The 26839-nt window shown below is 33.9% G+C and carries 21 protein-coding genes; 13 read left to right on the forward strand and 8 right to left on the reverse strand.

Features of this window, described 5'->3' with window-relative positions; all coding sequences use genetic code 11:
- Positions 1 to 45: 45 nt before the first annotated feature.
- Positions 46 to 900, reverse strand: coding sequence for an NAD(P)H-hydrate dehydratase (locus tag E0H99_RS11050; RefSeq protein WP_131995258.1), 855 nt, complete (start codon positions 898 to 900; stop codon positions 46 to 48).
- 301 nt (positions 901 to 1201) lie between these two features.
- Between E0H99_RS11050 and gcvT the strand changes: the two genes are divergently transcribed.
- From gcvT to E0H99_RS11070, 4 genes are all read left to right on the forward strand, one after another.
- Positions 1202 to 2284 (forward strand): glycine cleavage system aminomethyltransferase GcvT, encoded by a 1083-nt coding sequence (gene gcvT, locus E0H99_RS11055; RefSeq protein ID WP_131995261.1) that lies wholly within the window; start codon positions 1202 to 1204, stop codon positions 2282 to 2284.
- A 6-nt stretch (positions 2285 to 2290) separates the two neighbouring features.
- Positions 2291 to 4333: a S41 family peptidase gene (locus E0H99_RS11060; protein ID WP_131995264.1), complete on the forward strand. Its 2043-nt coding sequence runs from the start codon at positions 2291 to 2293 to the stop codon at positions 4331 to 4333.
- An 11-nt stretch (positions 4334 to 4344) separates the two neighbouring features.
- Positions 4345 to 5379, forward strand: coding sequence for a hypothetical protein (locus tag E0H99_RS11065; protein ID WP_131995267.1), 1035 nt, complete (start codon positions 4345 to 4347; stop codon positions 5377 to 5379).
- A 62-nt stretch (positions 5380 to 5441) separates the two neighbouring features.
- Positions 5442 to 6155 (forward strand): YebC/PmpR family DNA-binding transcriptional regulator, encoded by a 714-nt coding sequence (locus tag E0H99_RS11070; RefSeq protein ID WP_131995270.1) that lies wholly within the window; start codon positions 5442 to 5444, stop codon positions 6153 to 6155.
- Positions 6156 to 6323: 168 nt separating this feature from the next.
- Here E0H99_RS11070 and E0H99_RS11075 read toward each other — a convergent pair whose 3' ends face one another.
- Positions 6324 to 7364: a PLP-dependent cysteine synthase family protein gene (locus E0H99_RS11075; protein WP_131995273.1), complete on the reverse strand. Its 1041-nt coding sequence runs from the start codon at positions 7362 to 7364 to the stop codon at positions 6324 to 6326.
- 71 nt (positions 7365 to 7435) lie between these two features.
- Positions 7436 to 9574, reverse strand: coding sequence for a S9 family peptidase (locus tag E0H99_RS11080; protein WP_131995276.1), 2139 nt, complete (start codon positions 9572 to 9574; stop codon positions 7436 to 7438).
- Between the two features lie 70 nt (positions 9575 to 9644).
- Here E0H99_RS11080 and E0H99_RS11085 point away from each other — a divergent pair, with 70 nt between their 5' ends.
- Positions 9645 to 9965 carry a YbaB/EbfC family nucleoid-associated protein gene (locus E0H99_RS11085; protein WP_099715715.1) on the forward strand — a complete coding sequence of 107 codons (321 nt, stop codon included), beginning with the start codon at positions 9645 to 9647 and terminating at the stop codon, positions 9963 to 9965.
- Between the two features lie 73 nt (positions 9966 to 10038).
- Here E0H99_RS11085 and E0H99_RS11090 read toward each other — a convergent pair whose 3' ends face one another.
- Positions 10039 to 11061 carry a threonine aldolase family protein gene (locus E0H99_RS11090; RefSeq protein ID WP_131995279.1) on the reverse strand — a complete coding sequence of 341 codons (1023 nt, stop codon included), beginning with the start codon at positions 11059 to 11061 and terminating at the stop codon, positions 10039 to 10041.
- 188 nt (positions 11062 to 11249) lie between these two features.
- On the opposite strand from E0H99_RS11090, the gene prfB reads away from it, so the two are divergent.
- The 5 genes from prfB to E0H99_RS11115 all read left to right on the forward strand — a co-directional run bounded on the left by prfB (position 11250) and on the right by E0H99_RS11115 (position 17144).
- Positions 11250 to 12348 (forward strand): peptide chain release factor 2 gene (prfB, locus tag E0H99_RS11095; protein ID WP_131995282.1). Its coding sequence is split into 2 segments (ribosomal slippage): positions 11250 to 11312 and positions 11314 to 12348, totalling 1098 coding nucleotides; the frame shifts between segments, so codons are not numbered across the junction.
- Positions 12349 to 12557: 209 nt separating this feature from the next.
- On the forward strand, positions 12558 to 13556 hold the full coding sequence (lpxD, locus tag E0H99_RS11100) for a UDP-3-O-(3-hydroxymyristoyl)glucosamine N-acyltransferase (protein WP_131995285.1): 999 nt from the start codon (positions 12558 to 12560) through the stop codon (positions 13554 to 13556).
- 533 nt (positions 13557 to 14089) lie between these two features.
- Positions 14090 to 15718 (forward strand): acyl-CoA carboxylase subunit beta, encoded by a 1629-nt coding sequence (locus tag E0H99_RS11105; RefSeq protein ID WP_131995288.1) that lies wholly within the window; start codon positions 14090 to 14092, stop codon positions 15716 to 15718.
- Positions 15719 to 15859: 141 nt separating this feature from the next.
- Positions 15860 to 16492 (forward strand): hypothetical protein, encoded by a 633-nt coding sequence (locus E0H99_RS11110; RefSeq protein ID WP_131995291.1) that lies wholly within the window; start codon positions 15860 to 15862, stop codon positions 16490 to 16492.
- A 229-nt stretch (positions 16493 to 16721) separates the two neighbouring features.
- Complete coding sequence (locus tag E0H99_RS11115) at positions 16722 to 17144, forward strand: DoxX family protein (protein WP_131995294.1); 423 nt, start codon at positions 16722 to 16724, stop codon at positions 17142 to 17144.
- 49 nt (positions 17145 to 17193) lie between these two features.
- Here the strand turns inward: E0H99_RS11115 and E0H99_RS11120 are convergent, their stop codons facing one another.
- Positions 17194 to 18243 carry an AMP-binding protein gene (locus E0H99_RS11120; protein ID WP_410503709.1) on the reverse strand — a complete coding sequence of 350 codons (1050 nt, stop codon included), beginning with the start codon at positions 18241 to 18243 and terminating at the stop codon, positions 17194 to 17196.
- 38 nt (positions 18244 to 18281) lie between these two features.
- Positions 18282 to 19193: a CPBP family intramembrane glutamic endopeptidase gene (locus tag E0H99_RS11125; protein ID WP_131995297.1), complete on the reverse strand. Its 912-nt coding sequence runs from the start codon at positions 19191 to 19193 to the stop codon at positions 18282 to 18284.
- A 109-nt stretch (positions 19194 to 19302) separates the two neighbouring features.
- Here E0H99_RS11125 and arsC point away from each other — a divergent pair, with 109 nt between their 5' ends.
- The 3 genes from arsC (at position 19303) to fumC (ending at position 24118) form a co-directional block, all read left to right on the forward strand.
- A complete protein-coding gene (arsC, locus tag E0H99_RS11130) occupies positions 19303 to 19647 on the forward strand; it encodes an arsenate reductase (glutaredoxin) (RefSeq protein WP_131995300.1) in 345 nt (114 codons plus the stop codon).
- A gap of 96 nt (positions 19648 to 19743) precedes the next feature.
- Positions 19744 to 22194, forward strand: coding sequence for an outer membrane beta-barrel family protein (locus tag E0H99_RS11135; protein WP_131995303.1), 2451 nt, complete (start codon positions 19744 to 19746; stop codon positions 22192 to 22194).
- 526 nt (positions 22195 to 22720) lie between these two features.
- Positions 22721 to 24118: a class II fumarate hydratase gene (fumC, locus tag E0H99_RS11145; protein WP_131995306.1), complete on the forward strand. Its 1398-nt coding sequence runs from the start codon at positions 22721 to 22723 to the stop codon at positions 24116 to 24118.
- 107 nt (positions 24119 to 24225) lie between these two features.
- On the opposite strand, the gene E0H99_RS11150 is transcribed toward fumC, so the two are convergent.
- Both E0H99_RS11150 and E0H99_RS11155 read right to left on the reverse strand, forming a co-directional pair.
- Positions 24226 to 25227 (reverse strand): LLM class flavin-dependent oxidoreductase, encoded by a 1002-nt coding sequence (locus tag E0H99_RS11150; RefSeq protein ID WP_131995309.1) that lies wholly within the window; start codon positions 25225 to 25227, stop codon positions 24226 to 24228.
- A gap of 175 nt (positions 25228 to 25402) precedes the next feature.
- Positions 25403 to 26605, reverse strand: coding sequence for an NAD(P)-dependent oxidoreductase (locus E0H99_RS11155; RefSeq protein WP_131995312.1), 1203 nt, complete (start codon positions 26603 to 26605; stop codon positions 25403 to 25405).
- Positions 26606 to 26839 lie beyond the last annotated feature (234 nt).

Here is a 26839-nt window from a genome sequence, read left to right on the forward strand (position 1 = left end):
ACAAACTTACAAATAAGTAGGATAAAATTCATTTATGAGTACTATTTACTCCAATTTTTCTAAACTCAAAAAGGCTTTTCCAATATTCGCAATAACATCTGAAGCGATAAAAGATTGATAACCGGTTTCCGGTAACGCAATTTCAGCGGTTAATCCGTGAAGGTAAACACCTAGAATTGCGGCGCTAATGGGTTCATAGGATTGCGCCAGTAAACTGGTAATCATTCCCGTCAAAACATCGCCACTTCCTGCGGTTGCCAAAGCGGCATTTCCGGTGGTATTTTCGTAGAGAGTTTCTCCATCTATGATACGGCTTGGCGCACCTTTCATTACGATTATAACTTGGTATTGTTTTGAAAAGGAGATTGCCATACTCCTTTTTTCTTCCTCGGAATGCCATTTTCCTATCAATCGTTCCAGTTCTTTGGGATGTGGCGTTAAAATAGTTTTGGGCGGTAATAACGAAAGCCATTCTTTGTTTTGGGATAAAATATTCAACGCATCGGCATCGATTACTAAAGGCGTTTTATTTGTTTGCAAAAACTGATGGAATGCGTTTTGGGTTTCAATTTTCTGACCTAAACCAGGACCAATTCCGATGGCTTGTGGCGTTATGTCGAAAGTGATATTGGAGATTAATTTCTCTTGATTGTCTGTTATGACCATTACTTCGGGAATGGCAATTTGCAGAATATCATAACCACATTTGGGAATAAAAACAGTGACTAATCCGCAACCGGTTTTCAAGCACGCTTTGGCAGACAAACTCACTGCTCCTATTTTTCCATAACTTCCACCAATGATTAAAGCGTGTCCCTGAATTCCTTTGTGAGTGTGTTTGTCTGGCTGTTTGTAGTGTTTGAGGATTTGTTTTTGGTCGATGTAAATGGAATTCGTCATGGAAATTTGTTTGTTTAAAATTACGAATTTAATAAGAAACAAATTCGTTAATTGTACCGAAATTCCCTAGCCCTGATAAAAGCGGCATCCTTTATTTAAAGCTTCCAGCCTTTTGAAGACTGGAAGCTTTAAATAAAGATATAGCGAATAGCAGGAAATAGCTCCTAAAAATAATTGTTATAAATCCTACTGTACGAGTTATTCCGAAAACGTTTGAAAGTTTAAACTTTGCTTCGCTCGGACTTTGTCACCCGAAATAAAATCAATAAATTAGCGACTTCAAATTTTATATAAAAACACAATGAAAAATACTGCGCTTACGCACATACACGAGAGTTTGGGAGCAAAAATGCTTCCGTTTGCCGGATACAATATGCCAATTTTATATGAAGGAGTGAATGCGGAACATGAAACGGTGCGAAATGCCGTGGGTGTTTTTGACGTTTCTCACATGGGTGAATTCTTGCTTACGGGTCCAAATGCATTGGCTTTGATTCAAAAAGTGACTTCGAATGATGCTTCGACTTTGACCATCGGAAGAGCGCAATATTCTTGTTTACCGAACAATGAAGGTGGAATTGTAGACGATTTGATTGTTTATAAAATGAAAGACGAGCAGTATTTATTAGTGGTAAATGCTTCGAATATTGACAAGGATTGGGATTGGATTTCGGCTCATAATGATTTGGGTGTGGAGATGAAAAACTTATCCGATGATTATTCATTATTGGCAATTCAAGGACCAAAAGCGGTTGAAGCGATGCAATCCTTGACCTCAAAAGATCTATCTGCGATTCCGTATTACCATTTTGAAGTGGGTGATTTTGCCGGTATCGAAAACGTAATTATTTCGGCTACTGGATATACTGGTTCCGGAGGTTTTGAGATTTATTGTAAAAACTCAGAAGCAGAACAAATTTGGAATAAAGTATTTGAAGCGGGTGCGGCTTTTGGTATCAAGCCAATTGGTCTTGCGGCTCGTGATACGTTGCGATTGGAAATGGGTTTTTGTTTGTACGGAAATGATATCAATGACACGACTTCTCCATTAGAAGCTGGTTTGGGATGGATTACAAAATTTACTAAAGAATTCACGAATTCTGAAAACCTGAAAAAACAAAAAGAAGCTGGTGTTACTAAAAAGCTAGTCGCTTTTGAAATGCTGGAACGTGCGGTGCCAAGACACGATTACGAAATTGTGGATGCTTCAGGAAATGTAATCGGAATTGTAACTTCTGGAACAATGTCGCCATCGATGAATAAAGGAATTGGTATGGGTTACGTAACAACGGAACACAGTGCTTTGGACAGCAAAATTTTTATCAGAATCCGTAAAAATGATGTTCCTGCGAAAGTGGTTAAACCGCCTTTTTACAAGAAATAAAAATAAATGAAGAAACTTTCACTCGTATTGTTGCTGGCTACATTTTCACTTTTTGGTCAAAATGAGGCAAAAACTTGTGAAACACTTTCTAAAATAAATGCATTAATACAACGTGAACATTATCATCCAAAACCGGTAGACGACAGTTTATCGGTTTTTGTTTTTGACAATTTTATGGATGCTTTAGATTCTAACCGAAACTTATTTACCAAGATTGAATATCAAAAACTAAGTGAACACAGACTCCAACTAGACAATTATATTTTACAGAACAATTGTTCCTTTATGAATGATTTTGTTACTGTTTATAAATTGGCTTTGACCAGAAAGAAGAAAGTTTTAGAGAAAATACAAAAGGAGACTTTTGATTATACTACGAATGACTCCGTTAAATTCTCGAAGAAAAACTTCCCATTTGATTTGGTTTTAACTGATATCGAAAGAGTCTGGAAAAAGAGAATTCGGTATGATATTCTGGAAGATATTTCGAAGTTAAGTTCTAATTTAGATTCGCTCACTCAAAATTTTTCAAAGCTCGAAAAAACTGCCAAAGTAAAAATATTTGACACCAATTTATGCAAAGTAAATAGTATTCTTGAAGGCAATAACAGATTGGAAAATGACCTTCAAAATAATTTTTTGAATATTTTTTGCACCTATTTTGATCCTCATTCCAATTATTTTTCAATGGATGCCAAATCCAGTTTTATGTCGGGTTTATCAATGAGCAATCTTTCGTTAGGATTGAATATTGGATTTAATGAAAAAGAGGAAATTATTATCGAAGAAATTGTCCCAGGTGGTCCGGCCGCTAAAACGGATAAGTTTGAAAAAGACGATGTAATTCTAAAAGTATCCAATACCAAAGGAGATGAATATTCTGTTTCATGTGCCTCAATAGAAAAAATTGGAGAATTGATTTTTTCTGATTCGAATATAGAAATTGAGTTGACCATTCAGAAAAAAAATGGGACGATACAATCTGTCCTTCTCAGAAAGCAAGTAATGAAAACCACTGAGAATGCAGTTTTCAGTTATATTGCCGAAGCGGAAACAAAAATTGGTTACATCAATATTCCTAGTTTTTATTCTAATTTTGACGGATACTCCTTTCAAGGCTGTGCCGATGATGTTGCCAAAGAAATCGTGAAACTTCAAAAAGACAATGTTGAAGGTTTAGTGATCGATCTTCAAAACAATGGTGGAGGATCGATGGAAGAAGCTATTAAATTAGCCGGAATGTTTTTAGATATTGGTCCTGTATCCGTTTTGGTTAATAATAAAAATAAGCAAACCATTTTAAAAGACGGCAATCGTGGCAGTGCTTATAATGGTCCAATCGTACTGTTAATCAATGGGAATTCAGCATCAGCCAGTGAATTTTTTGCTGCCTCAATGCAGGATTATAACAGGGCGATCATTATTGGAAGTAAATCATTGGGCAAAGCTTCTATGCAGACCATTTTACCATTGGACGAAAATAATCAACAAGATTTTGTAAAACTAACCATTGAAAAATTCTACCGAATTACCGGTGACAGCCATCAAATAAAAGGAATCATTCCGGATATTGTACTTCCGGTTTTGTTTGACAGTATAATTCAGCGGGAGATTAGTTTTAAAACAGCTTTGAAATATGATGTGATTGCTACAAAAGCCAGATTTAATCCATTTTCAAAAACCTATTTTCCAAAAATAGTCGAATTAAGCAATTCAAGAGTAAAAACTGCCTCTTGTTTCAATGAAATCAGTTTGGCTAACGAGCAAATAAATGCACTTTATAACAATCCAAAAAAACCAACACGCTTGATTTTTAAAGATGTATTCAACGATATTCATGAAATTGATTCGCTTTGGAAAAAAGTAAAAAAGATTGTAGACAGCCAAAGTAAAAGTACGATTTCAAATAATTCCTATGATTTGGAAAAATTAAAATTTGATGTTTTCCAACAGGATATTAATCGCTATAAAATCAAAGGGGTGAAAAACAATCCCTATTTAGAAGAAGCAATTGCCATAATAAACGATTATAAGAATCTGAATAAATAACCAGCAAAAAAATGAAATTAACCTTTACTTCGATCCTGTTTTTAATTACGATTACCTTTTCTAATGCGCAAGAATTCAAAACTCCTGTTGACTATTTAAATTACATTGGCAAAGAAACCGATGCCATTTCTCGAACAACATGGAAATACACTTCGGCAGTTGCGCATAGTAAAAATGCCCGAAGAATTGATATAACCCGTAAAACATTAGTAAAAAGTATTCAGAATACCACTAAAAAAATTGAAGCTTTAAAGGATGGCTATAAAGGCGATGTTGAATATAAAGATCAACTGCTGGCGTATTTATCAATTTCTGAAAAACAAATCAATCAGGAATATGAAAAAATCATAAACATGCAGGAAGTGGCTGAGCAATCGTATGATTTTATGGAAGCTTTTATTTTGGCAAGAGATTTAGTCAATACTAAAATCAATGAAGAAGTAGATAAATTGAATGCCAACCAAAAAATATTTGCAACTAAATACGGTATCCAAATTGGAGAAGACAAAAGTGAACTGGGTAAAAAAATGAAAATCTCTAATGAAGTTTTTGAAAATCATACTCAATTATATCTGATTTTTTTCAAAGTAAATTTCACAGAATCACTTTTGATGAATGCCGTTGCTCAAAACAATTTGAATGCCATTCAACAAAACAGTAATGCATTAGAGCAATATTCGAACGAAGGTTTGGACAAGCTAAAAACATTTAAAGCCTACAACAAGGATTTAATGCTGGTAAATGCCACCAAAAAAGTATTGGAATTCAGTAAAAAAGAAGCATTGGAATTTAGTCCCAAAGTAGTTGCCTTTATGATGCTTAATCAAAAATTTCAAGAGAGTAAAAAAACAATGGATAACAAATCAGCCACTTCCAGATCAAAGGAAGAAGTCGATAATTTCAATAAACTGGTAAACGAGTTGAATAAAGAAGTTGGGAATTATAATGCTATCAACAACAAATTCAATTCAGAGCGAGCCAATACAATCAATTTTTGGAATGTAACAGGAGATGCTTTTATTTCAAAGCATGTACCAATTGATTGATAAAAATTTTTGAAAAAATAACTAATAGCTGTATTTTTGCAGTTCAAAATAATAAATTAGAAATGGGAAGAGCGTTTGAGTTTAGAAAAGGAAGAAAAATGAAACGTTGGTCGGCAATGGCCAAAGCATTTACCAGAATTGGTAAAGATATTGTAATGGCTGTAAAAGAAGGCGGACCTAATCCTGATGCCAACTCCAGATTAAGAGCCGTTATTCAGAACTCCAAGGCAGTAAATATGCCAAAAGAAAATGTAGAACGTGCCATTAAAAAAGCTACCGATAAAGATACTGCCAACTATAAAGAAGTTTTATTTGAAGGATATGCGCCTCATGGAATTGCAATTCTAGTTGAAACGGCTACTGATAATAACAACAGAACTGTTGCCAATGTTAGAAGTTATTTTAACAAATGCAATGGAACTATGGGAACACAAGGTTCGGTTGAATTTATGTTTGATCATACGTGTAATTTTAGAATTCCGGCAAACGGAATCGATCCTGAAGAATTAGAATTAGAATTAATCGATTTTGGCGCTGAAGAAGTTTTTGAAGATGAAGACGGTATTTTAATATATGCTCCTTTTGGAAGTTTTGGAACCATTCAAAAAGAATTAGAAAACAGAGGTTTAGAAATTCTTTCTTCCGGATTTGAAAGAATCCCTCAAATCACTAAGAAACTTACAGAAGCTCAGGTAGCGGATGTAGAGAAACTAATTGAAAAAATAGAGGAAGATGATGACGTGATGAACGTATATCATACTATGGAAGAAGAATAGATTTTAGATTTCATTTCAAACTAACTCCAGATAATTCTGGAGTTTTTTGTTTCTAATTTTATCTTGTATGACTCTGTTAAAAAGAAAAACTCCATTCAAATAAGTATGAATGGAGTTTTTTATGTCTAAAAATCAAAGAATTCTGATTATCTGACTGTCTAAGAAAGTCTATTTAATAAATTCGATTTTTTGAGCCTCTTCTTCATTGATACTGTCAAAGAAACCTTGTTCGTTCATCCAGTTATCACTAAATACCTTACTCATATAACGAGAACCGTGGTCTGGAAAAATAGCAATTATATTACTGTTCTCATCAAATTCTCCCTCTTCGGCGTATTGTTTTATGGCTTGCATTACTGCTCCCGATGTATATCCTACAAATAGACCTTCTTTTCTAGTTATTTCTCTTGCAGAATGGGCACTTTCTTCATCGGTAACTTTCATGAACTTATCAATAAGATCAAAATCAGTTGCTGATGGAATTAAGTTTTTACCTAAACCTTCAATTCTGTAAGGATAAATCTCATCGTTATCGAATTCTCTGGTTTCATGGTATTTTTTTAGCACTGAACCAAAAGCATCTACTCCAAGAATTCTAATATTAGGATTTTGTTCTTTCAAGAATTTTGCAGTTCCGGAAATTGTTCCTCCAGTTCCACTACAAGCAATAAGATGTGTTATGTTACCATTAGTTTGTTTCCAAATTTCCGGTCCTGTAGATTTATAATGTGCATCAATATTCAATTGGTTAAAATATTGATTGATATAAACAGAACCTTTTGTTTCTTCGTGCAAACGTTTGGCAACATTATAATACGAACGTTCATCATCAGCGGATACATGTGCAGGACAAACATAAACTTTTGCTCCTAAACTGCGTAACATGTCTATTTTATCTTTAGATGATTTAGAACTAACCGCAAGAATACAATTATATCCTTTTATGATACTTACCATCGCTAAACTAAAACCAGTATTCCCAGATGTAGTTTCTATAATGGTATCACCTGGAGATAAAATTCCTCTCTTTTCGGCTTCTTCTATAATATATAATGCTATTCTGTCTTTTGAGGAATGTCCCGGATTAAAAGCTTCTACTTTTGCGTAGAAATTACCTTCTAACTCTTCTGTGATTTTATTTAGCTTAATAAGTGGAGTATTACCTATTAATTCTAAGACATTATTGTAAGCGTTTATTTCTTTTTTCATAAAAAAATAGTTAGTCGTGGGCAATTTTTAATTTAACCACGAATGTTGCAAATTTAACAAAAAAAATCTAATTACTTTTTAATTTCTTCTAAATCTAATAAAAAACTAAATTCCTTTGCTAATTCCTTAATGGCTTCAAACCTTCCAGAAGCTCCACCGTGACCTGCGTCCATGTTTGTATCTAAATATAAAACAGTATCATTATTTGTTTTCAAAGTTCTTAATTTTGCGACCCACTTAGCTGGTTCCCAATACTGAACTTGTGAATCATGAAGACCTGTAGAAACATACATATTAGGATAATTTTGCTTTTTTACGTTATCGTAAGGGGAATAAGACAGCATGTAATCGTAATATTTCTTTTTGTTAGGATTTCCCCACTCATCATATTCACCTGTAGTAAGTGGGATACTATCATCAAGCATGGTGGTCATTACATCCACAAAAGGAACTTGCGCAATAATTCCATGATATAATTCAGGCGCAATATTCACGACAACTCCCATCAATAACCCTCCCGCTGAACCACCTTCGGCATATAAATGTTCAGGTGAAGTGTATTTTTGATCTATTAAAAATTTAGAACAATCAATAAAATCAGTAAACGTATTTTTCTTTTTTAATAATTTTCCATCGTCATACCATTGCCTTCCTAAATCTTCGCCACCGCGAATGTGTGCTATCGCATATATAAAGCCTCTGTCTAATAATGTCAGTCTCGTAGAAGAAAAAGTAGCGTCCATGGAGTGTCCATAAGACCCATAAGCATACTGCAATAAGGGATTATTTCCGTCTTTTTTTAATTCTTTTCTATACACCATAGAAATTGGTACTTTGGTACCATCTTTGGCAGTTGCCCAAACTCGTTCTTCGGTATAATTATTTTTATCGAATTTGCCTCCAAGAACCTGCTGCTCTTTTTTAATTTCTTTCTCTTTGGTCCTCATATTGAAATCAATAACCGAAGAGGGAGTTGTCATGGATTGATATCCGTAACGCAAGATTTCTGTTTCAAAATCTACATTGGTTGTCGTATATGCTGTATAGGTTTCACTTTCAAAAGGCAAATAATATTCCCCTTCTCCACTCCAAGGCATAATCCTGATTTTATTCAATCCATTAGAACGTTCTTCGACTACTAAATAGTTGGCAAAAATTTCGATATCTTCCAATAAAACCTGTTCTCTATGCCCAATTACTTCTGTCCAATTCTCTTTTGAAGTGGCCGTTTCAAGGGTTTTCATCAACTTGAAATTTTCAGCCTTGTCCGCATTAGTCATTATATAAAAACTATCCTTGTAATGATTAATGCTATATTCTACACCACGAATTCGTTTTTGAAAAATTTCAAATTCTCCATCAGGATTGTCTGCATTTAGAATTCTATATTCTGTTGTCAGTGTGCTTCCAGATTCAATTGCCAAATATTTTCTAGACTTAGATTTAGCAATTTCAACATTATAGGTATCGTCTTTTTCAAAATAAACTAAAACATCTTCTGCAGATTTTGTACCTAATTTATGTTTGAAAATCTTATCTGATCGTAAAGTAACTTCGTCTTGACTGGAATAAAAAATGGTTTTATTATCATTTGCCCAAACCGCAGTTCCGGTAACTTTTTCTATTTTATCTTCTAAAATTTCATTGGTTTCTAAACTTTTTACCTGAATGGTGTAAATTCTTCTTCCAACAATATCAAAGCTATAAACTGCCAATTTGTTATCTGGACTCACACTCAAACCTCCTAATTGAAAGTACGAATGCCCTTTGGCCATTTCATTACAATCAAACATAATCTCTTCTTTTGCCGAAAGGCTTTCTTTCTTTCGAGAATAAATAGGATAATCTTTCCCTTTTTCAAAACGAGTGATATAGTAATAGCCATTGTATAAATAAGGAACTGATTGATCATCTTCCTTAATTCTTCCTTTCATTTCCTCAAACAATTCTTTTTGAAAATCTTTGGTATGATCCGTCATTTTATGATAATACTCATTCTCTTTATCCAGGTAATCAATAACTTCAGGATTTTCTCTGTCATTTAACCAGAAGTAATTATCAATTCTTGTGTCATTATGTTTTTCTAATGTTTTAGGAATTATTTTAGCTACTGGAATTGGACTATTTTTTAACATTTGTTGTGCTTTTGTATTAGTAAATGAAGTTGCAAAAATAACACAAAGAGAACTTATGATGAGTTTGTTTTTCATGAATATTTTATTGAATATAACTATGCAATATAGTAATTTTGCAATTCAATTAATTTAAAAAAATTAAAACATGGATTTAATGGGAATGATGGGTAAACTTAAAGAAACCCAACAAAAGATAGAAGACACTAAAAAACGTTTAGACACCGTTCTTATAGACGAACAAAGTACCGATGGTTTATTGAAAGTGACACTAACTGCCAATAGATCTATTAAATCAATTACTATTGATGACTCCTTATTGGAAGACAAAGAGCAATTAGAAGATTATATGATTTTGGTATTAAACAAAGCTATCGAAAAAGCTACTAAAGTAAATGAAGCTGAACTTGATGCTGTTGCAAAAATGGATATGCCAATGATTCCGGGAATGGATAATTTGTTCAAGTAATTATGAATTATAAGTTATGAATTATGAGCTCTGACAACTTGAAAAACTCATAATTCATAACTCATAACTTTTTTTAAACCAATTTTTGCAGGGTTTCCAGAACATACGTATGCATCACTTCACGATAATCAAGATGTGTTACAATCCTCAATTTTCCATGTCCCATAGAACTGATTGAAATATTTTTCTGTTTTAATAATTCAATTAAATTCTTTTCAATGCAATTTGGAACCAATGAAAAAATCAAAATATTAGTCTCAACAGGTTCTACTGATGCTACCCAACTTAGCTTTTTTAATACTTCGGCAATTTCTTTAGCTCTTCGATGGTCTTCAGAAAGGCGTTCTATGTTGTTATCTAAAGCATAAATTCCGGCTGCTGCCAAATATCCTACTTGACGCATCCCTCCACCTAATATTTTTCGGATTCGCAACGCTCTGTGAATAGTAGCTTTATCAGCCAATAAAACCGATCCAATTGGCGCTCCCAAACCTTTAGACAAACAAACAGAAATAGTATCGAATAATTTCCCAAATGCTTTTGGATCTTGATTTTTGGCTACCAACGCATTCCAAATTCGGGCGCCATCCATGTGAAATTTTAAATTATTGGCATCGCAAACCTGCTTTATTTTTTGTAAATCTTCCAGTTCATAACAAGCTCCTCCGCCTTTATTGGTTGTGTTTTCCACACAAACTAAACTCGTCAAAGGACTGTGATAAAATTCAGGATCATTAATCGCTCCCGCCACTTGTTCAGCAGTTATCATTCCGCGATTTCCGTCTAATAAACAGCACGAAACTCCACTGTTAAAAGAAACACCACCACCTTCATAATGATAAACGTGTGCGTATTTGTCAGCTATTAATTGTTCTCCAGGTTGTGTATGTAATTTTATAGCCGTTTGATTCGCCATTGTTCCTGAAGGGAAAAAAAGCCCTGCCTCCATACCAAACATAGCTGCAACTTTAGCTTCTAATTCAATAACAGTCGGGTCTTGTTTATATACATCATCACCCACAACTGCTTTGAACATGTATTGCAACATTTCGTTAGAAGGCTTTGTGATTGTATCGCTAATTAAATTTATTTCCATATTTTTTTTTTATCAGTACGGACAATTCGTGAATTGTACCTTCGTAAAATTTTTCTATTTTTGTGCCACAAATTTACATAATACCATTTGTTAATTCAAACTAGTTCAGTTAAAACTAAACTAAATATATTACACAACGGAATTTTTTATAAATATTTGAAAATAGACTTATTTAATTAATAGAATTTATGACAACTACCGAACAAATTAAAGGTATTGTAGAGCGCCTTGGTGCGTTGAGGAGGTATCTTTGACGTTGATGCCAAACTAATTGAGATTTCAAATGAAGAGGAGAAGACTTTTGCACCCGACTTTTGGAACAATGCAAAAGATGCTGAAATCATTGTAAAAAATCTTAGAAACAAAAAAAAATGGATTGAAGATTACAATAAAGCTGTCGAAATGACGGACGAATTGCAACTCGCCTATGATTTTTACAAAGAAGGAGAACTTACATCTGAAGAATTAGACGAACAATATTTGACTACTGCCAATCATATAGAAGCGATTGAATTCAAAAACATGCTTTCGGACGAAGGCGATACTTTGAGTGCTGTTGTACAAATAACGGCTGGCGCAGGTGGAACCGAAAGTTGTGATTGGGCCGAAATGCTGATGCGCATGTACATGATGTGGGGCGAAAAATACGGCTATAAAATCAAAGAACTGAATTTCCAGAAAGGAGAAGCTGCAGGTATAAAAACAGTAACGCTCGAATTTGAAGGCGATTATTCATTTGGTTATTTAAAAGGTGAAAACGGCGTACATCGATTGGTTCGAATATCTCCTTTTGACAGTAATGCCAAGCGCCACACTTCGTTTGCATCCGTTTATGTGTATCCGCTTGTAGATGATAGTATCGAAATTGATATTAATCCTGCTGATATCGAGATTACAACTTCGCGATCCAGTGGTGCGGGTGGGCAAAATGTAAATAAAGTAGAAACCAAAGTACAATTGTTTCATAAACCAACCGGAATTCAAATACAATGTTCCGAAACGCGGTCGCAACAAGATAACAGACAACGTGCGATGCAAATGTTACGATCACAATTATACGAAATTGAGTTAAAAAAGAAACAAGCACAACGCGCTGATATTGAAGCCGGGAAAATGAAAATAGAATGGGGATCACAAATCAGAAATTATGTGATGCAACCCTATAAATTAGTCAAAGATGTTAGAACCGGTCATGAAACCAGTAATGTTGATGGCGTTATGAATGGTGAAATTGACGAATTCCTAAAAGCATATCTAATGATGATGGGACAAAAAGAAGAGGAATAGTTATCAGTTTGCAGTGGTCTGTACATACTCTAACAAGGTGAAATAAATAACAAAATCCCCTCAACATTCGTTTATCGAAAGGTTTGAGGGGATTTTTTTTGCATCTATTAAAGAGTCCTTTTTTTACAATGCAAAAAAAACATTTGCAATTTCAACGTTAAATGATTTTATTTGGAAACGATAACAAAACCAAATTCAATCCATACTTAATGAAATCCTACACAATTCAAGAAATAAATGAGATTCTAAAAGGAGTAATAGTCGGGAATACTTCCCAAAATATTACTGCACCTGAACAACTTGAAGTCGCTAATGAATCTGAAATTTCATTTATTGGAAACAAAAAATATGAGAAATTTTGGTCTGCATCCAAAGCTTGTGTAGCAGTCGTTAACGAAGACATATCTATAGAACCAGGAGAAGACAGGGCTTTTATAAAAGTAAAAAATGCTGATTTGGCAATGTCTCAAGTATTGGAACTTTTTGCACCTCCAACTCCATTATTTACTATTGACATTCACCCAACCGCAGTAATTGACCCAAGTGCAACTATTTGTAATGGCGCCAGAATTGGTGCAGGTTGTTATATAGGACCTAAAGTTATTATTGGAGATAACACGACCATTTATCCAAATGTGACTATTCTTGATGAATGTACTATAGGAAAAAACACCGTGATTTGGTCAGGAACTGTCATTAGAGAGCGCTGTCATATTGGGAATGATTGTATTTTGCATCCTAACGCAACAATTGGTGCCGATGGTTTTGGTTTTCGTCCTGACCCACAAAGAGGTTTAGTCAAAATTCCTCAAATTGGAAATGTGATTATTGGTAACAGTGTTGAAATTGGTGCCAATACTTGTGTTGACCGAGGAAAATTCAGTTCGACCGTTTTAGGAGATGGTTGTAAAATTGATAATTTAGTTCAAATAGGTCATAATAGTAAATTGGGTAAATTTTGTATTATGGCTGGAAACAGTGGACTGGCAGGATCCGTAACTTTAGGAAACGGCGTGATTATTGGTGGAAGTGCTTCTATAAAAGACCACACCACTATTGGCGATGGTGCCATTGTAGGTGCTGGTTCCGGTGTCACAGGAGATATTCCGGCAGGAAAAACTATGTTAGGATATCCTGCAGTAGAAGCTCGTGACGCATTAAAACAATGGGCAATTTTGAAAAGACTGGTAAATGAGTCTAAAAAATAAATATGACTATCCGTTATTAATACAAAAAAAATCAATCTCTCCGCCGTGGCGGATTCGAGCTTACAAAAATACTTTGTAAACCCCTGTAAATATTCAATCCGCCACGGCGGAGAAAAACATTATAATTTTTAAACAGTGAGGTTTAGAGGTTAAGAGATGCTGGCTTTGTTCTGTTTTAAACCGCCGCAGCGGAAGGTTTAGCTTTTTTTTTAAAACAAAGAAATAAAGATAGCAAGTGGGGTTCAAGATATTCAGTATTTTTTTTAAGATTTTTTTGATAACATTGACTCTTAATCTCTTAATCTCATTGTTGATGATAGTAAAAAAAATAATGATGGTTCGTTTAGCGTACAGTCCTACAAATAAATACTCTCTTTTTTTATTAAATTCATAAAAAAACAGAGATAAACTTCTGTTTTTTTGTTTTAATAGTAAACATATATTCGATTTTCTTCACAAACCAATTAAAATAATAAAATTTATTTAGTTGGATTTTGTATTTTAGCGCAAACTTTTTTTAACACTATTTCATCATGGATTTGAACTTCAACAAAAACGAAGACCACAATAAACTTTTACTTTCAGCATTACGACAAAAATTAAGCATAGTCAAACTTGGAGGTGGTGAAAAACGCATCCAAAAATTACATGGCGAAGGCAAAATGACGGCACGCGAACGTATCGATTATTTATTGGATCCAAAAGCAAAATGTATAGAAATTGGAGCATTTGTTGGTGAAGGAATGTATGCAGAACATGGTGGCTGCCCATCTGGCGGAGTTGTGGTAAAAATAGGGTATATCAAAGGAAAACAATGTATTGTTGTGGCCAATGATGCTACCGTAAAAGCGGGAGCTTGGTTTCCTATAACCGCAAAGAAAAATCTACGTGCGCAAGAAATTGCAATGGAAAATCGTCTGCCAATCATATATTTAGTGGATAGTGCAGGCGTTTATTTGCCTTTGCAAGATGAGATTTTCCCTGATAAAGAACATTTTGGCCGTATTTTTAGAAATAATGCACAAATGAGCAGCATGGGAATCACCCAAATTGCTGCTGTAATGGGAAGTTGCGTTGCCGGTGGTGCCTATTTGCCAATCATGAGCGATGAAGCTATGATTGTGGATAAAACGGGAAGTATTTTCTTAGCCGGAAGTTATTTGGTCAAAGCTGCCATTGGCGAAAGCATTGATAACGAAACGTTAGGTGGAGCAACTACACATTGTGAAATTTCGGGAGTTACAGATTACAAGGCCAAAGATGACAAAGACGCATTAGACAAAATAAAAAATATAGTTGACAAAATAGGTGATTTTGACAAAGCCGGCTACAGCCGAATTAAAGCAGAAAAACCAGCATTGGATGAAAAAGAAATCTACGGTGTTTTACCAAAAGCCAGAAATGAACAGTATGATATGATGGAAATCATCAATCGTCTGGTAGATAATTCCGAGTTTGAAGCCTATAAAGACGGTTACGGTCAAACCATTATTACCGGCTATGCCAGAATTGACGGTTGGGCAGTGGGAATTGTTGCCAACCAACGAAAAGTGGTGAAAACCAAAAATGGCGAAATGCAATTTGGCGGTGTAATCTACTCCGATAGTGCGGACAAAGCCACCCGTTTCATCGCTAATTGCAACCAAAAGAAAATTCCTTTAGTTTTCGTACAAGATGTTACCGGTTTTATGGTGGGATCCAAATCTGAACATGGCGGAATTATAAAAGACGGTGCTAAGATGGTAAATGCTGTATCTAATTCAGTTGTACCTAAATTCACAGTTATCGTAGGGAATTCCTATGGAGCCGGAAATTATGCCATGTGTGGAAAAGCGTATGACCCAAGATTAATTTTTGCTTGGCCAAGTGCAGAATTAGCCGTTATGGGTGGAACACAAGCAGCGAAAGTATTGGCGCAAATCGAAGCTTCTTCGCTTAAAGCAAAAGGCGAACTGGTAGATGAAGCTAAAGAAAAAGAATTATTCGATAAAATAAAAGCAAGATATGACGAACAAGTTTCGCCTTATTATGCGGCTTCACGATTATGGACAGATGCAATCATCGATCCTTTAGACACCAGAACCTGGATTTCTATGGGTATTGAAGCGGCAAACCACTCGCCTATTGAGAAGAAATTTAACCTGGGTGTAATTCAAGTTTAATTACTCATTTACAAACACTTAACTCTTTATTTTGTATATTTATAATGCTTTTAGAAACTATTAATATAGTTCCTAAAAGCATTTACAGTGCCATAAAAAGTCTTAACCTAATTCGTTTTAATTATTTAAAATTAAAAGAAAATGAAAAAGATTTTGGTTTTACTAACAACAGTATTATTGTTAGTGGGGCAGTTTATATATGCACAAAATAAAACCGAAAATGCTATTTTGTCAATGGATAAGAAACCTTTTTATCTAGAATCAGGTTTAAACTTATCACTGCCCGTACATATAGAAATGTATCGAAGTCACAGACTTGCTGTAGGCGTAAATGTAAGAGCTGGAAAAATAATTTCCAGAAAATTAGAACTCGGAATTCGATTCGATTATGATTACAGATTCATTAAAAAAAATAGTCGAATACTTACTCCCGAAAGCACATTGGAAGAAAGAGCTTTACACAGTAACTTTAGCTTGTTCAGCATCAAACCAAATGTTCAATTTAATTTAAATTCAAATTGGTATTGGGGAGTCGAAACCGGCGTAGGGTACGCACTTTCAGACGAAGACGGTAAAATTGGATTGGGTTTTGTATCTGAATATGCCAGTGACCAACAATTTGGATTATGTTCGGGTCTGTATTTTGGGAAGTCATTTATCATTGGTGCTAAAAAAACCAAAGTAAACTTATCTATGGATTTGACTCAGTTTTTGGCTCATGGACATGCTGAAAACAGCCTTGGTTTAAGAATAAATTATCGATTCCTAAATTAAGTAAGGCTTACTTTATTATTAAAATTACGAAATCATTTTTTAAAATTTAACATCTTTACTTACGCTGCAATTATAAATTAAGTTGGTATTAGTAGTGATTTATTTACAAAAGCTAGATTACTATTCATTTGAATAAGAAAAATATTCGAAATTTAGTTTTCTTTAACAATTTTAAATTATTTAATTAAAAATCAGTAACTTAGTACTACATATTTTAAACTATAGTATTATGAGCAACGTAAAAAATTTAAACAAATGGGCGAATGCGCACACATATTTAACCGTAGATTTGGTACGAATAGCACTTGGTGTATTTTTGTTTATGAAAGGAATCTCTTTTATAACGAACATCCAATATTTAAATGATCTAATATCCCCAATTGACAGAATTGGAGGTGGAATGTTCCTCATTCATTACATTGCTCCAGCACATATGGTAGGTGGTATAATGATTGCATTTGGTTTATTGACAAGATGGGCGATAATGGCGCAACTACCGATACTAATAGGTGCTATTATAGTAAATTTCATGGGAGAAATGCATTCACAAAATTTACTTTTGGCATTACTGGTATTAGGATTATGTGTGTTTTTCTTATTCTACGGAAGTGGAAAAAATTCAGCTGATTATTATTTTAAAATGCAACAATAATTAAATAAAAAAGCATCCATTTAGAGGATGCTTTTTATTTAAAAACAATTTATATACTTTCTACAATTTCTTTGCGTTTTATCTTCCCGTTTTCGGTTTCAATAAATTTAGAAACATAAAACACCTCTTTAGGCTTTTCATATTTGTCTAAACCATCAAAAATAGTCTCGTCTAGTATTTGTTTTTCACCTTCTATAACGATAACTAATTTTTCTCCTAAAACAGCATCTTGTTTTCCAGTTACAAAAAATCTTGAGTTAATTTTATCGGATAGCTTATCTTCAATTTTCTCCGGAATTAATTTGATTCCACCACTATTTATTACGTTATCAATACGTCCTAAAAATACAAATTGATTTTCGCCCACCAGTTCCACTAAATCATTTGTGACAATGGGCTCATCTGAAATTTTTAAAGCATCAATCACCAGACAATTTCTATCATCTTGGCTAATTTTAATATTTGGCAAAATTGAAAAAGCCTCCTCCCCTATCTTTTTGGCTGCAATATGAGTAATAGTTTCAGTCATACCATAGGTTTCATAGACTTCCGTTTTTAATTTAGAAAGTCCTTTTTCTAGTGTTTTGCTCATTTTAGCTCCTCCAATAATCAACTTTTTCACATTCTTTAATGCCGACAAAGAGTTTTGAGCTTGTAAAGGGACCATCGCTACAAAATCATATTTGGTATCATTTTGCAACATCGGATGAGAACTTGGCGCAACAAAATCAATATCGAGACCAAGAATAAAGCTCCTCACAAACATCATTTTTCCAGCTATATATTTTGTGGGTAAGCAATGTAATACCTTATCTCCAGGTTTTAAATCGAAAAAATCACCCGTAGCAATTGCCGAATTGACCATAGCTTGTTTATCGACACGAATCAATTTAGGAGTTCCAGTTGTCCCGGAAGTATTCATTTCAATATACGATTTGTTATCAAACCAATCGAGTATAAAATCTCCCACTGATTTTTCGAACTCCTCTCCTTCTTTTATAAAACTGTACGCTACTCTGCATAAATCATTTCGATTCAGATGATATCCATTTAGTTTAAAGAGGTTGTGGACATTATGGTACTTTATTGTATCGATCATGATTCCGGTTATTTTAAATTATTGAAGCGTTTTAATGTTTAAATAGTTCCTGTTAATTTTTCTTTCCAATTAGTCCAATTGTATTTTTTACTAAAGATAAATAAAAGTATTGGGTAAATAAGAACTACCGGTACTATTACATCTAATCCCGCTGAAGGATCCGAAATGTCCTTAAAAATAGAATTAGTTTGGAACGCTGACCAATCTGATGTAACGAGTAAAGCACCAACTAAATTATTGGCTGCATGAAATCCTAAAGCCAGCTCCATTCCTTCATCCATCAACGTAATAATACCCAGAAACAAACCGGTCCCGATGTAATACACTAAAACAATATGACCAATTTTGGATACTTCAGGATTAAAAATATGCATTCCTCCAAAGATAACCGAAGTCATTAATAAAGGAAACCATTTATTCTTGGCAAGATTGGCAAATCCCTGCATCAAGTATCCCCTGAAAATATATTCTTCGGAACTGGTTTGAATAGGAATTAAAAGTACACCTATTACAACTAAAATTGCAAATGGAATTGGTTTAAAATTGACTACGAAATCGCTGGGATTAGAAAAATAAAATAGCAATGTGGAGACAATTGTAAAAATGGACCAAATCATAAAAGAAAATCCAACTCTTTTCCAATCTATTTTATCTCTCGATGTTGTTATCGAAAGCATCGTTTGTCCGTGCAAATAACGTACTACTAGCACAATGCCAACCATAATAAAAACGAATGAAATCAGTATTAAAAACAAAGTCAAATTAGGGTCAAAAAAACGCATTACAGCTTCATTACTCGTTGGATAAGGCTTTCCATTGAAAAATGCTTCATATAAGACCCCAATCAAAAGTGGCACCTGACCCACAAATGAAGCGAAAATTATTAATAACGATCCTAAAATATATTTCCAAAACTTATTTTCTGCTTTTATTCCTTGTTCTATGAACATCTATTTTTCGTTTAGTTTTTATACTGAATTAGTTTGGCAAATGTTACTTTTGTTACATCAATGATAACCCTTGATATGCCAATTTACAATAACCCAATATAAATAAAATATGATACAAATATACCATAATTCACGCTGCGGAAAATCTAGAAATTGTCTGGCATTTATAGAAAAATCAGAAAAAGAGTTTGAAGTCATCAATTATTTGACAAACCCTCCTTCATTTGAAGAGTTGTCTGCTATCATTCAAAAACTAAATATAAAACCTATTGAATTAGTTCGTCAAAAAGAAAAAATTTGGATAGAAAATTTTAAAGACCAAGAAATGAATGATAAACAAATTATTCAAGCCCTGATTTCTAATCCAATTCTAATTGAAAGACCAATTGTAATCAATGGAAATACAGCAATTATAGGCCGTGAATTAGACAAAGTAGCAGCTTTTATTTTGTAAAACCTCGAATTTTATAATTAACATTTTTTTGTGATTTCTAGTATTAAACCAAATTCTACTTTTACAATCTAAAGTTTGTAACCAAAGTTTTTAAAAATGAAAAAAATGAAATCCGTTTTAATTCTTGTTCTCTTTTTTACTACCCTGTTCGGTTTTGCTCAACAAGGTCCAAGTTCAAAAATTAAAATTACTGGAAAAGTGCTTGAAAAAATAAGCAAGCAACCCCTTGAATACGCAACAATAACTTTTTTGATTCCCAATAATCCAAAACCAGTTGCTGGAGGTATTACAAATCCAAAAGGAGAGTTTGATATTGAGATTAAGCCCGGTATTTACGATATAAAAATTGAATTCATCTCTTTCAAACTAAATGAAATCAAACAGAAAAATCTTAAAGCAAGTACTAATTTAGGGGTAATTAGTTTAGAAGAAGATGCCAATCAATTGAATGAGGTTATTATTCGTTCCGAAAAAACAACCGTTGAAATAAAATTAGACAAAAAAGTATACAACGTAGGAAACGACCTTATGGTAAAAGGAGGAACTGTTAGTGATGTTTTAGATAACATTCCTTCAGTTGCTGTTGATGTTGAAGGAAATGTAAGTCTTCGTGGAAACGAAAACGTAAGAGTACTTATTGACGGAAAACCATCAAATGCTATTAATATTGCTGAAGCCTTGCGATTAATTCCAGCCGATGCGATTGACAAAGTAGAAGTTATTACCAATCCATCTGCAAGATATGATGCCGAAGGTGGTGGTGGTTTATTAAATATCATCTTGAAAAAAGGAAAAAATCAAGGTTTAAACGGAACTTTTATAGCTTCAACTGGCTACCCTGAAACGTATGGTTTAAGCGGTACATTAAACTATAAATCAAAAAACTTTAATCTTTTTACTACTCAAGGATACAATGATCGTAGTAACCCCGGAAATGCATTTACAGATTCAAGATATTTAAATGCTGATAATACAACTCGTAATTATGTAAATGAAACTCGAGAAAACGAAAGAGACAATAAAGGATATAATGGAAACTTTGGTATGGAGTGGTATCTAAGCGAGAGTCTTTCCTGGACCAATACCTTCAACTACAGAAAAAGTAATGGAATCAACGTTGATAACGTTTTCCAAAATAATTATGATGCAGGTTTTAATTATGACTATACCCGTAATCGTATCAATTTAGAAAATAGCGATAGTGAAAATGTAGAATTTGCAACAAACTTCACTAAGAAATTTAAAAAAGACGGTCATAAATTAACAATTGACGGTTCCTTCTCTACAAATGATGACATCAACGATGCTATAATTACAGACACAGCCACTAATACAAGTGTGGTGAAATTTGACAATACAATCAACAATCAAACTCAAAGCAGAAATTTACTTCAAATGGATTATGTATTGCCTTTTGGAAAAGGAAGCCAGTTTGAAGCAGGATACCGAGGTGATTTCTCAGAATTACTTACCGATTATAGCGTTGAAAATGATGGCATAATCAATAATAACTTCACAAATACATTAGAATACAAGGAGAAAGTTAATGCGATTTATACACAATATGGTGTAAAAATCAATAAATTCTCAGCCCTTTTCGGATTGCGTTTTGAGGATTCCAATATTGAAATCAATCAATTAGCAACCAATGATTTCAACAATAAAAAATACAATAATTTCTTTCCAAGTGCTTTCTTCACTTATGAAATCTCCGATAAAAGCAGCGCTTCTGTAAGCTATAGCCGAAGAATTCAAAGACCTAGAGGAAGAATGTTGAACCCATTCAGTAACTTGTCGAGTAACATTAATATTTTTGTTGGAAATCCAGATTTAGATCCTGCATTTTCAGATGCAATTGATTTTGGTTACATCAAAAGATGGGAAAAATTGACCTTCAATACTTCTTTATATGTGAATAAAACTACTGATGTTTTTCAATTTGCAAGAAGAGAATCAGGAGATTTCGTTAACGGAACACCTATCTTAATCAGTTCACCAATCAACTTGGCAACTGAATATAGAACAGGATTTGAATTTACATTAAACTATTCTCCATACAAATGGTGGAAATTAAACAGTAATTTCAATTTCTTCAGAAACGAAACTCAAGGCGATTTTACCTATACAGATTTTAACAATAATGTGATTGTACAAAATTTTGATAACGTAGCCACTTCATGGTCCACAAGACTAACCTCTAAAATTTCGTTACCCTATAAAATTGACTGGCAGACAAATGCATCCTATAATGGTCCGCAAAATAATGCACAAGGAAGAAGCTTAGGGATTTTTGCAGCAAATATAGCATTCAGTAAAGATGTCTTAAAAGATAAAGGAACACTTTCATTTAACGTTAGTGATGTATTCAATTCCAGAAAAAGAATGATGGAAAGTAATCTTCCTGGAATTGTAAGCTCTTACAGCGAAATGCAATGGAGAGAAAGACAGTTTAGCTTATCGTTCACGTATCGTTTTAACAAACCGAAAAACGAAAAAGAACAACCTAAGCGAAATCAAAATGAAAATGAAGGTGACTTTCAGGGATAAAAAAATAAGGACTCGTGAAAACGGGTCCTTTCTCTTTTTATACAAAAAGTAAAATATTAAGCATAAAAAAAGGACTCATTTTCACGAGTCCTTTTTTTATTTAACAAACAGATTAAACTGATTGTTCTTTCTTTGCTTTTCTTTCTTTATACATTTCCCATAGAGCACCGCCAATCCAATATTGAACGAAACCTACAAGAAAAAACATTAACCAAAATCCTATAGTAAGAATGGTTAAGAAAAGTAAAAAGCCTAAGTACTGTGAAAATTCAAACATGTTTTCCGGAATTTTTGAATGTAGCCACAAATGTAAGTTTAATTCTTTTTCGCACCAATAAAAAAACATAAAAACTACCAATCAATTTTTATAAAAAAGGAATTATCCGTATTTTTGAGCTCAGAATTTGGAGATGTTTCCCGCTGTACACTCTAATCTTTTCTTTTTGGCAGCAAAAAGAAAAGGATTTCCGTTGCCATCGGGGCTAAAAACGAATTAAACTACATAATTACTTATAAATAACAACAAATGAAATTCAGAATAGAAAAAGACACCATGGGTGAAGTGCAGGTTCCTGCTGACAAGTATTGGGGCGCACAAACAGAACGTTCCAGAAATAACTTCAAAATAGGTCCATCGGCTTCCATGCCAAAAGAAATTATTGAAGGTTTTGCTTATCTTAAAAAAGCGGCGGCTTATGCCAATTGTGATTTAGGTGTTTTACCAGTCGATAAACGTGACGCTATTGGAGCTGTTTGTGACGAAATTCTAGCTGGAAAATTAGATAACGAATTTCCATTGGTGATTTGGCAAACTGGTTCAGGTACGCAAAGTAACATGAACGTAAATGAAGTTGTTGCAAATCGTGCGCAAGTATTAAAAGGATTCAACATTGGCGAAGGCGAGCAATTTATCAAAGCCAATGATGATGTAAATAAATCACAATCTTCAAACGACACCTTCCCTACCGGAATGCACATTGCAGCTTACAAAGCGGTTGTAGAAATCACGATTCCAGGTGTTGAAAAATTGAGAGATACACTTCATGCGAAAGCGGTTGAATTTAATAATGTGGTTAAAATAGGTCGTACGCATTTAATGGATGCTACACCACTTACATTAGGACAAGAAATTTCAGGATATGTAGCGCAATTGAACTACGGTTTGAAAGCAGTTAAAAATACCTTGGCACACTTATCAGAAGTAGCTTTAGGAGGAACAGCGGTAGGAACAGGATTAAATACTCCTGATGGATACGATGTAAAAGTGGCTGAATATATCGCTGAATTTACCGGACATCCATTTGTAACTGCCGAAAATAAATTTGAAGCTTTAGCTGCACACGATGCAATCGTAGAAACACACGGAGCATTAAAACAACTGGCGGTTTCATTGAATAAAATTGCCAATGATGTACGTATGTTAGCTTCAGGACCACGTTCAGGAATTGGAGAAATCCTTATTCCAGAAAATGAGCCAGGCTCTTCAATCATGCCAGGAAAAGTAAACCCAACACAATGTGAAGCATTAACGATGGTTTGCGCACAAGTTATGGGGAATGATGTTGCCATTTCTGTTGGTGGAATGCAAGGTCATTATGAATTGAATGTTTTCAAACCATTGATGGCTGCAAATTTCTTGCAATCAGCGAGATTACTTGGTGATGCTTGTATGTCTTTTGACGAACATTGCGCACAAGGTATTGAACCTAACTACAAACGTATTAAAGAATTGGTTGACAATTCATTGATGTTAGTTACGGCTTTGAATACTAAAATTGGGTACTACAAATCAGCTGAAATTGCTCAAACAGCACATAAAAACGGAACAACGCTTAAAGAAGAAGCCGTTCGTTTGGGGTATGTAACTCCGGAAGATTTTGATGCTTGGGTTAAACCAGAAGACATGGTGGGAAGCCTGAAATAATTTTTTATATTGTAGAGATGCACTGCAGTGCATCTTTACTAAATTAAAAACCCTGCAATATAAAATTGCAGGGTTTTTAACTTTTAAAGCTATCAAACTATCAAACGTTATTTAATAGTGTCAATAACTTCTTTCATAATTCGAATGCTTTTCAATTTATCTTCATGATTAAAAATTGGGCTGGTAATCATCAATTCATCAATTTGCGTATATTCGATAAACTGCTTCAATTCTGTTTTCAATTTCTTCTTACTTCCCACAAATGAACAAGAAGTCATTTGGTTTACATGAAAATGTTCTTCTTCACTCATAATTCCATCAAGGGAATCAACTGGTGCCTGCAATGGTTTTCTATCATTCCGAATCAAATTCAGAAACATTTGAGTCAAACTGGTCGATAATTTTTCGGCATCTTTGTCGGTATCGGCAGCTATCGCGTTTACACATGCCATCGTTTTGGGTTGGTCTAAATATTGCGAAGGTTCGAAATTATCTCGGTAAAATTGAAATGCCTGTTGCATTTGTTTTGGTGCAAAATGTCCCGCAAAGGCATACGGCAATCCATTGGCAGCTGCCAAAGCAGCGCTATCCATACTGGAACCTAAAATCCAAATGGGAACTTTAGTCCCTTCAGCAGGAAAAGCTCTCACTTTTGCAGTAGCATTATCCACTGAAAAAAAATCCTGAAGAGCGGCAACATTTTGAGGAAATCGCTGCGATTGCTCGAAGAAGTCTTTCCGAATGGCTTGTGCTGTTAAACTATCTGTTCCGGGCGCTCTTCCTAATCCTAAATCAATCCGGTTGGGATATAGTGTTTCAAGCGTACCAAATTGTTCAGCAATAATTAGCGGAGCATGATTAGGCAACATGATACCGCCTGAACCTACACGGATATTTTGGGTTTGACTGGCAATATAACCAATCAAAACAACCGTGGCAGAACTCGCTACGTGCGCCATATTATGATGTTCGGCTAACCAAAATCGTTTGTAATCTAAACTATCTGCCAGTTGCGCCAGTTCTTTTGTTTTTTGTAATGTTTCGCTTGCATTGCTATCTTCGGTAATTATCGCTAATTCTAATAGGGAAATTGGAATATTTTTAGTCATTATAAATTTTTAATTTTGAACAAAATTAGGCATTTAGACAAACTCATTAAATTCTGAGGTGTTAATTGATTTATAATATTTCAAAACCAAGCCAATTTATTAACCTATAAATTTCCATAAAAAAAACCTGCAACATTACATTGCAGGTTTGTCTATTATATTAAAGAAACAGCATTTACTTCCCATCTACATAATCTTGTAAATAACTAAATCTTGGAGTCAGTTTTCCTTTTTCGGTAATTTTAGCTCTTTGTAAAATCCCTTCTATATCTCCATTGAAAAATGCAGGAATTACATGCTCCATAAACATTTCTCCAAATCCTTCACTGGCATCTTTTGGCAATTCACAGGGTAAATTATCAACCGCCATAACTACAATTGCCGCAGGATGAAAAACATCAACTTCTTTATCTTCATTTGGCAAATACCCATATAAAGGTTCCGCAATTGTTGATGATCTTAGCGTGCATGCTATTGGACCATTGACATCACAGGAAACATCTGCAACTACTTTGATTTTGCAATCTTTGGACTGTAGCATTTCACGTGAAAGAATCACCGGAGCCTCATTGGCATGAAAATGTCCCGTAATATAAATATCCGAAACTTTAGTGAATCGTTCAAAATTAGAAACATATTCCTGTGGATTATCATAAAAATCAGTGAAGTCTAATATTTGGCCGTCTTTACGTTTGTTATATTCCAATACATCAATTTGGGTGTAAACGGGTTGTGTGTAGTTTTTTGTTAAATAATTTTCGACTGAAACTTCTTTTATTTTTATGGCATCCAGAATCTCTTTTGCCCCATTACCAACTTTTCCTGTACCCGTAATCACGAATTTTAACGGTGGCAATACCAATCTTTTTAAATGTGTGATTAAGGCTTCTTTACCAGAAAGTGTTTCTGCTTTTGGCAATTTAAATAATTCGAATTTTATTCCAAAAGCTCTTATGCTATTATATGCACCTACTATTCCGGCATAACGTCCAAAACCAATTAACCTGCGATTATGAGAGTCTACAATAGTTTCATGATCGTATAAATCAATATTTTTTTCTAAAATGGCCTGCAATAACTTTCTATTGTAAGGCTGTTTTTTTATGGTATGAGAGAAAAAGAAATACGCTTTATTAGGAATTAAATTTTCTACAGGAACTTCTTTTACTCCAAATAAAACATCACAATCACTGATATCATTGGTCACTTCAATTCCTGATTCTTTATATTGTATATCAGTAAACACCCGAATATCAGAGCTTTCTACTTTTATAGTAGCGCCTTGAAATAGCTGTTTTAATCTGGCCAATTCATCTGGTGAGAAAATAACTCTTCTGTCAGGCGGGTTCTTTCTTTCTTTTAATATTCCGAATTTCATATTTTTTTATGCTTTTGATTTGTTTTTATTATAACTTTATTTGGTTTATTTGTTACAAATATAACAATTTAAACTAAATTGCATTTATTTTTTTATTAAAATCTGCAGGCTGTAAACTACTATTCACTGATGTACAAAATGATACAAAAATTGTGATTCCTATCTACTGATAAAATAGTGTTAAGGTTTGGAAAAAACAGCGTCCAAAAAGACATTGATTCTATATATTTGCCT

Source organism: Flavobacterium sp. GT3P67, from assembly GCF_004349155.1.
Lineage (GTDB): Bacteria > Bacteroidota > Bacteroidia > Flavobacteriales > Flavobacteriaceae > Flavobacterium > Flavobacterium ranwuense.

Bases quoted from the DNA above. Each gene is read 5' to 3' on its own strand.
- E0H99_RS11050 (WP_131995258.1), bottom strand. From the start codon at position 900: ATGACGAATTCCATTTACATCGACCAAAAACAAATCCTCAAACACTAC.
- gcvT (WP_131995261.1), top strand. From the start codon at position 1,202: ATGAAAAATACTGCGCTTACGCACATACACGAGAGTTTGGGAGCAAAA.
- E0H99_RS11060 (WP_131995264.1), top strand. From the start codon at position 2,291: ATGAAGAAACTTTCACTCGTATTGTTGCTGGCTACATTTTCACTTTTT.
- E0H99_RS11065 (WP_131995267.1), top strand. From the start codon at position 4,345: ATGAAATTAACCTTTACTTCGATCCTGTTTTTAATTACGATTACCTTT.
- E0H99_RS11070 (WP_131995270.1), top strand. From the start codon at position 5,442: ATGGGAAGAGCGTTTGAGTTTAGAAAAGGAAGAAAAATGAAACGTTGG.
- E0H99_RS11075 (WP_131995273.1), bottom strand. From the start codon at position 7,364: ATGAAAAAAGAAATAAACGCTTACAATAATGTCTTAGAATTAATAGGT.
- E0H99_RS11080 (WP_131995276.1), bottom strand. From the start codon at position 9,574: ATGAAAAACAAACTCATCATAAGTTCTCTTTGTGTTATTTTTGCAACT.
- E0H99_RS11085 (WP_099715715.1), top strand. From the start codon at position 9,645: ATGGATTTAATGGGAATGATGGGTAAACTTAAAGAAACCCAACAAAAG.
- E0H99_RS11090 (WP_131995279.1), bottom strand. From the start codon at position 11,061: ATGGAAATAAATTTAATTAGCGATACAATCACAAAGCCTTCTAACGAA.
- lpxD (WP_131995285.1), top strand. From the start codon at position 12,558: ATGAAATCCTACACAATTCAAGAAATAAATGAGATTCTAAAAGGAGTA.
- E0H99_RS11105 (WP_131995288.1), top strand. From the start codon at position 14,090: ATGGATTTGAACTTCAACAAAAACGAAGACCACAATAAACTTTTACTT.
- E0H99_RS11110 (WP_131995291.1), top strand. From the start codon at position 15,860: ATGAAAAAGATTTTGGTTTTACTAACAACAGTATTATTGTTAGTGGGG.
- E0H99_RS11115 (WP_131995294.1), top strand. From the start codon at position 16,722: ATGAGCAACGTAAAAAATTTAAACAAATGGGCGAATGCGCACACATAT.
- E0H99_RS11120 (WP_410503709.1), bottom strand. From the start codon at position 18,243: ATGATCGATACAATAAAGTACCATAATGTCCACAACCTCTTTAAACTA.
- E0H99_RS11125 (WP_131995297.1), bottom strand. From the start codon at position 19,193: ATGTTCATAGAACAAGGAATAAAAGCAGAAAATAAGTTTTGGAAATAT.
- arsC (WP_131995300.1), top strand. From the start codon at position 19,303: ATGATACAAATATACCATAATTCACGCTGCGGAAAATCTAGAAATTGT.
- E0H99_RS11135 (WP_131995303.1), top strand. From the start codon at position 19,744: ATGAAAAAAATGAAATCCGTTTTAATTCTTGTTCTCTTTTTTACTACC.
- fumC (WP_131995306.1), top strand. From the start codon at position 22,721: ATGAAATTCAGAATAGAAAAAGACACCATGGGTGAAGTGCAGGTTCCT.
- E0H99_RS11150 (WP_131995309.1), bottom strand. From the start codon at position 25,227: ATGACTAAAAATATTCCAATTTCCCTATTAGAATTAGCGATAATTACC.
- E0H99_RS11155 (WP_131995312.1), bottom strand. From the start codon at position 26,605: ATGAAATTCGGAATATTAAAAGAAAGAAAGAACCCGCCTGACAGAAGA.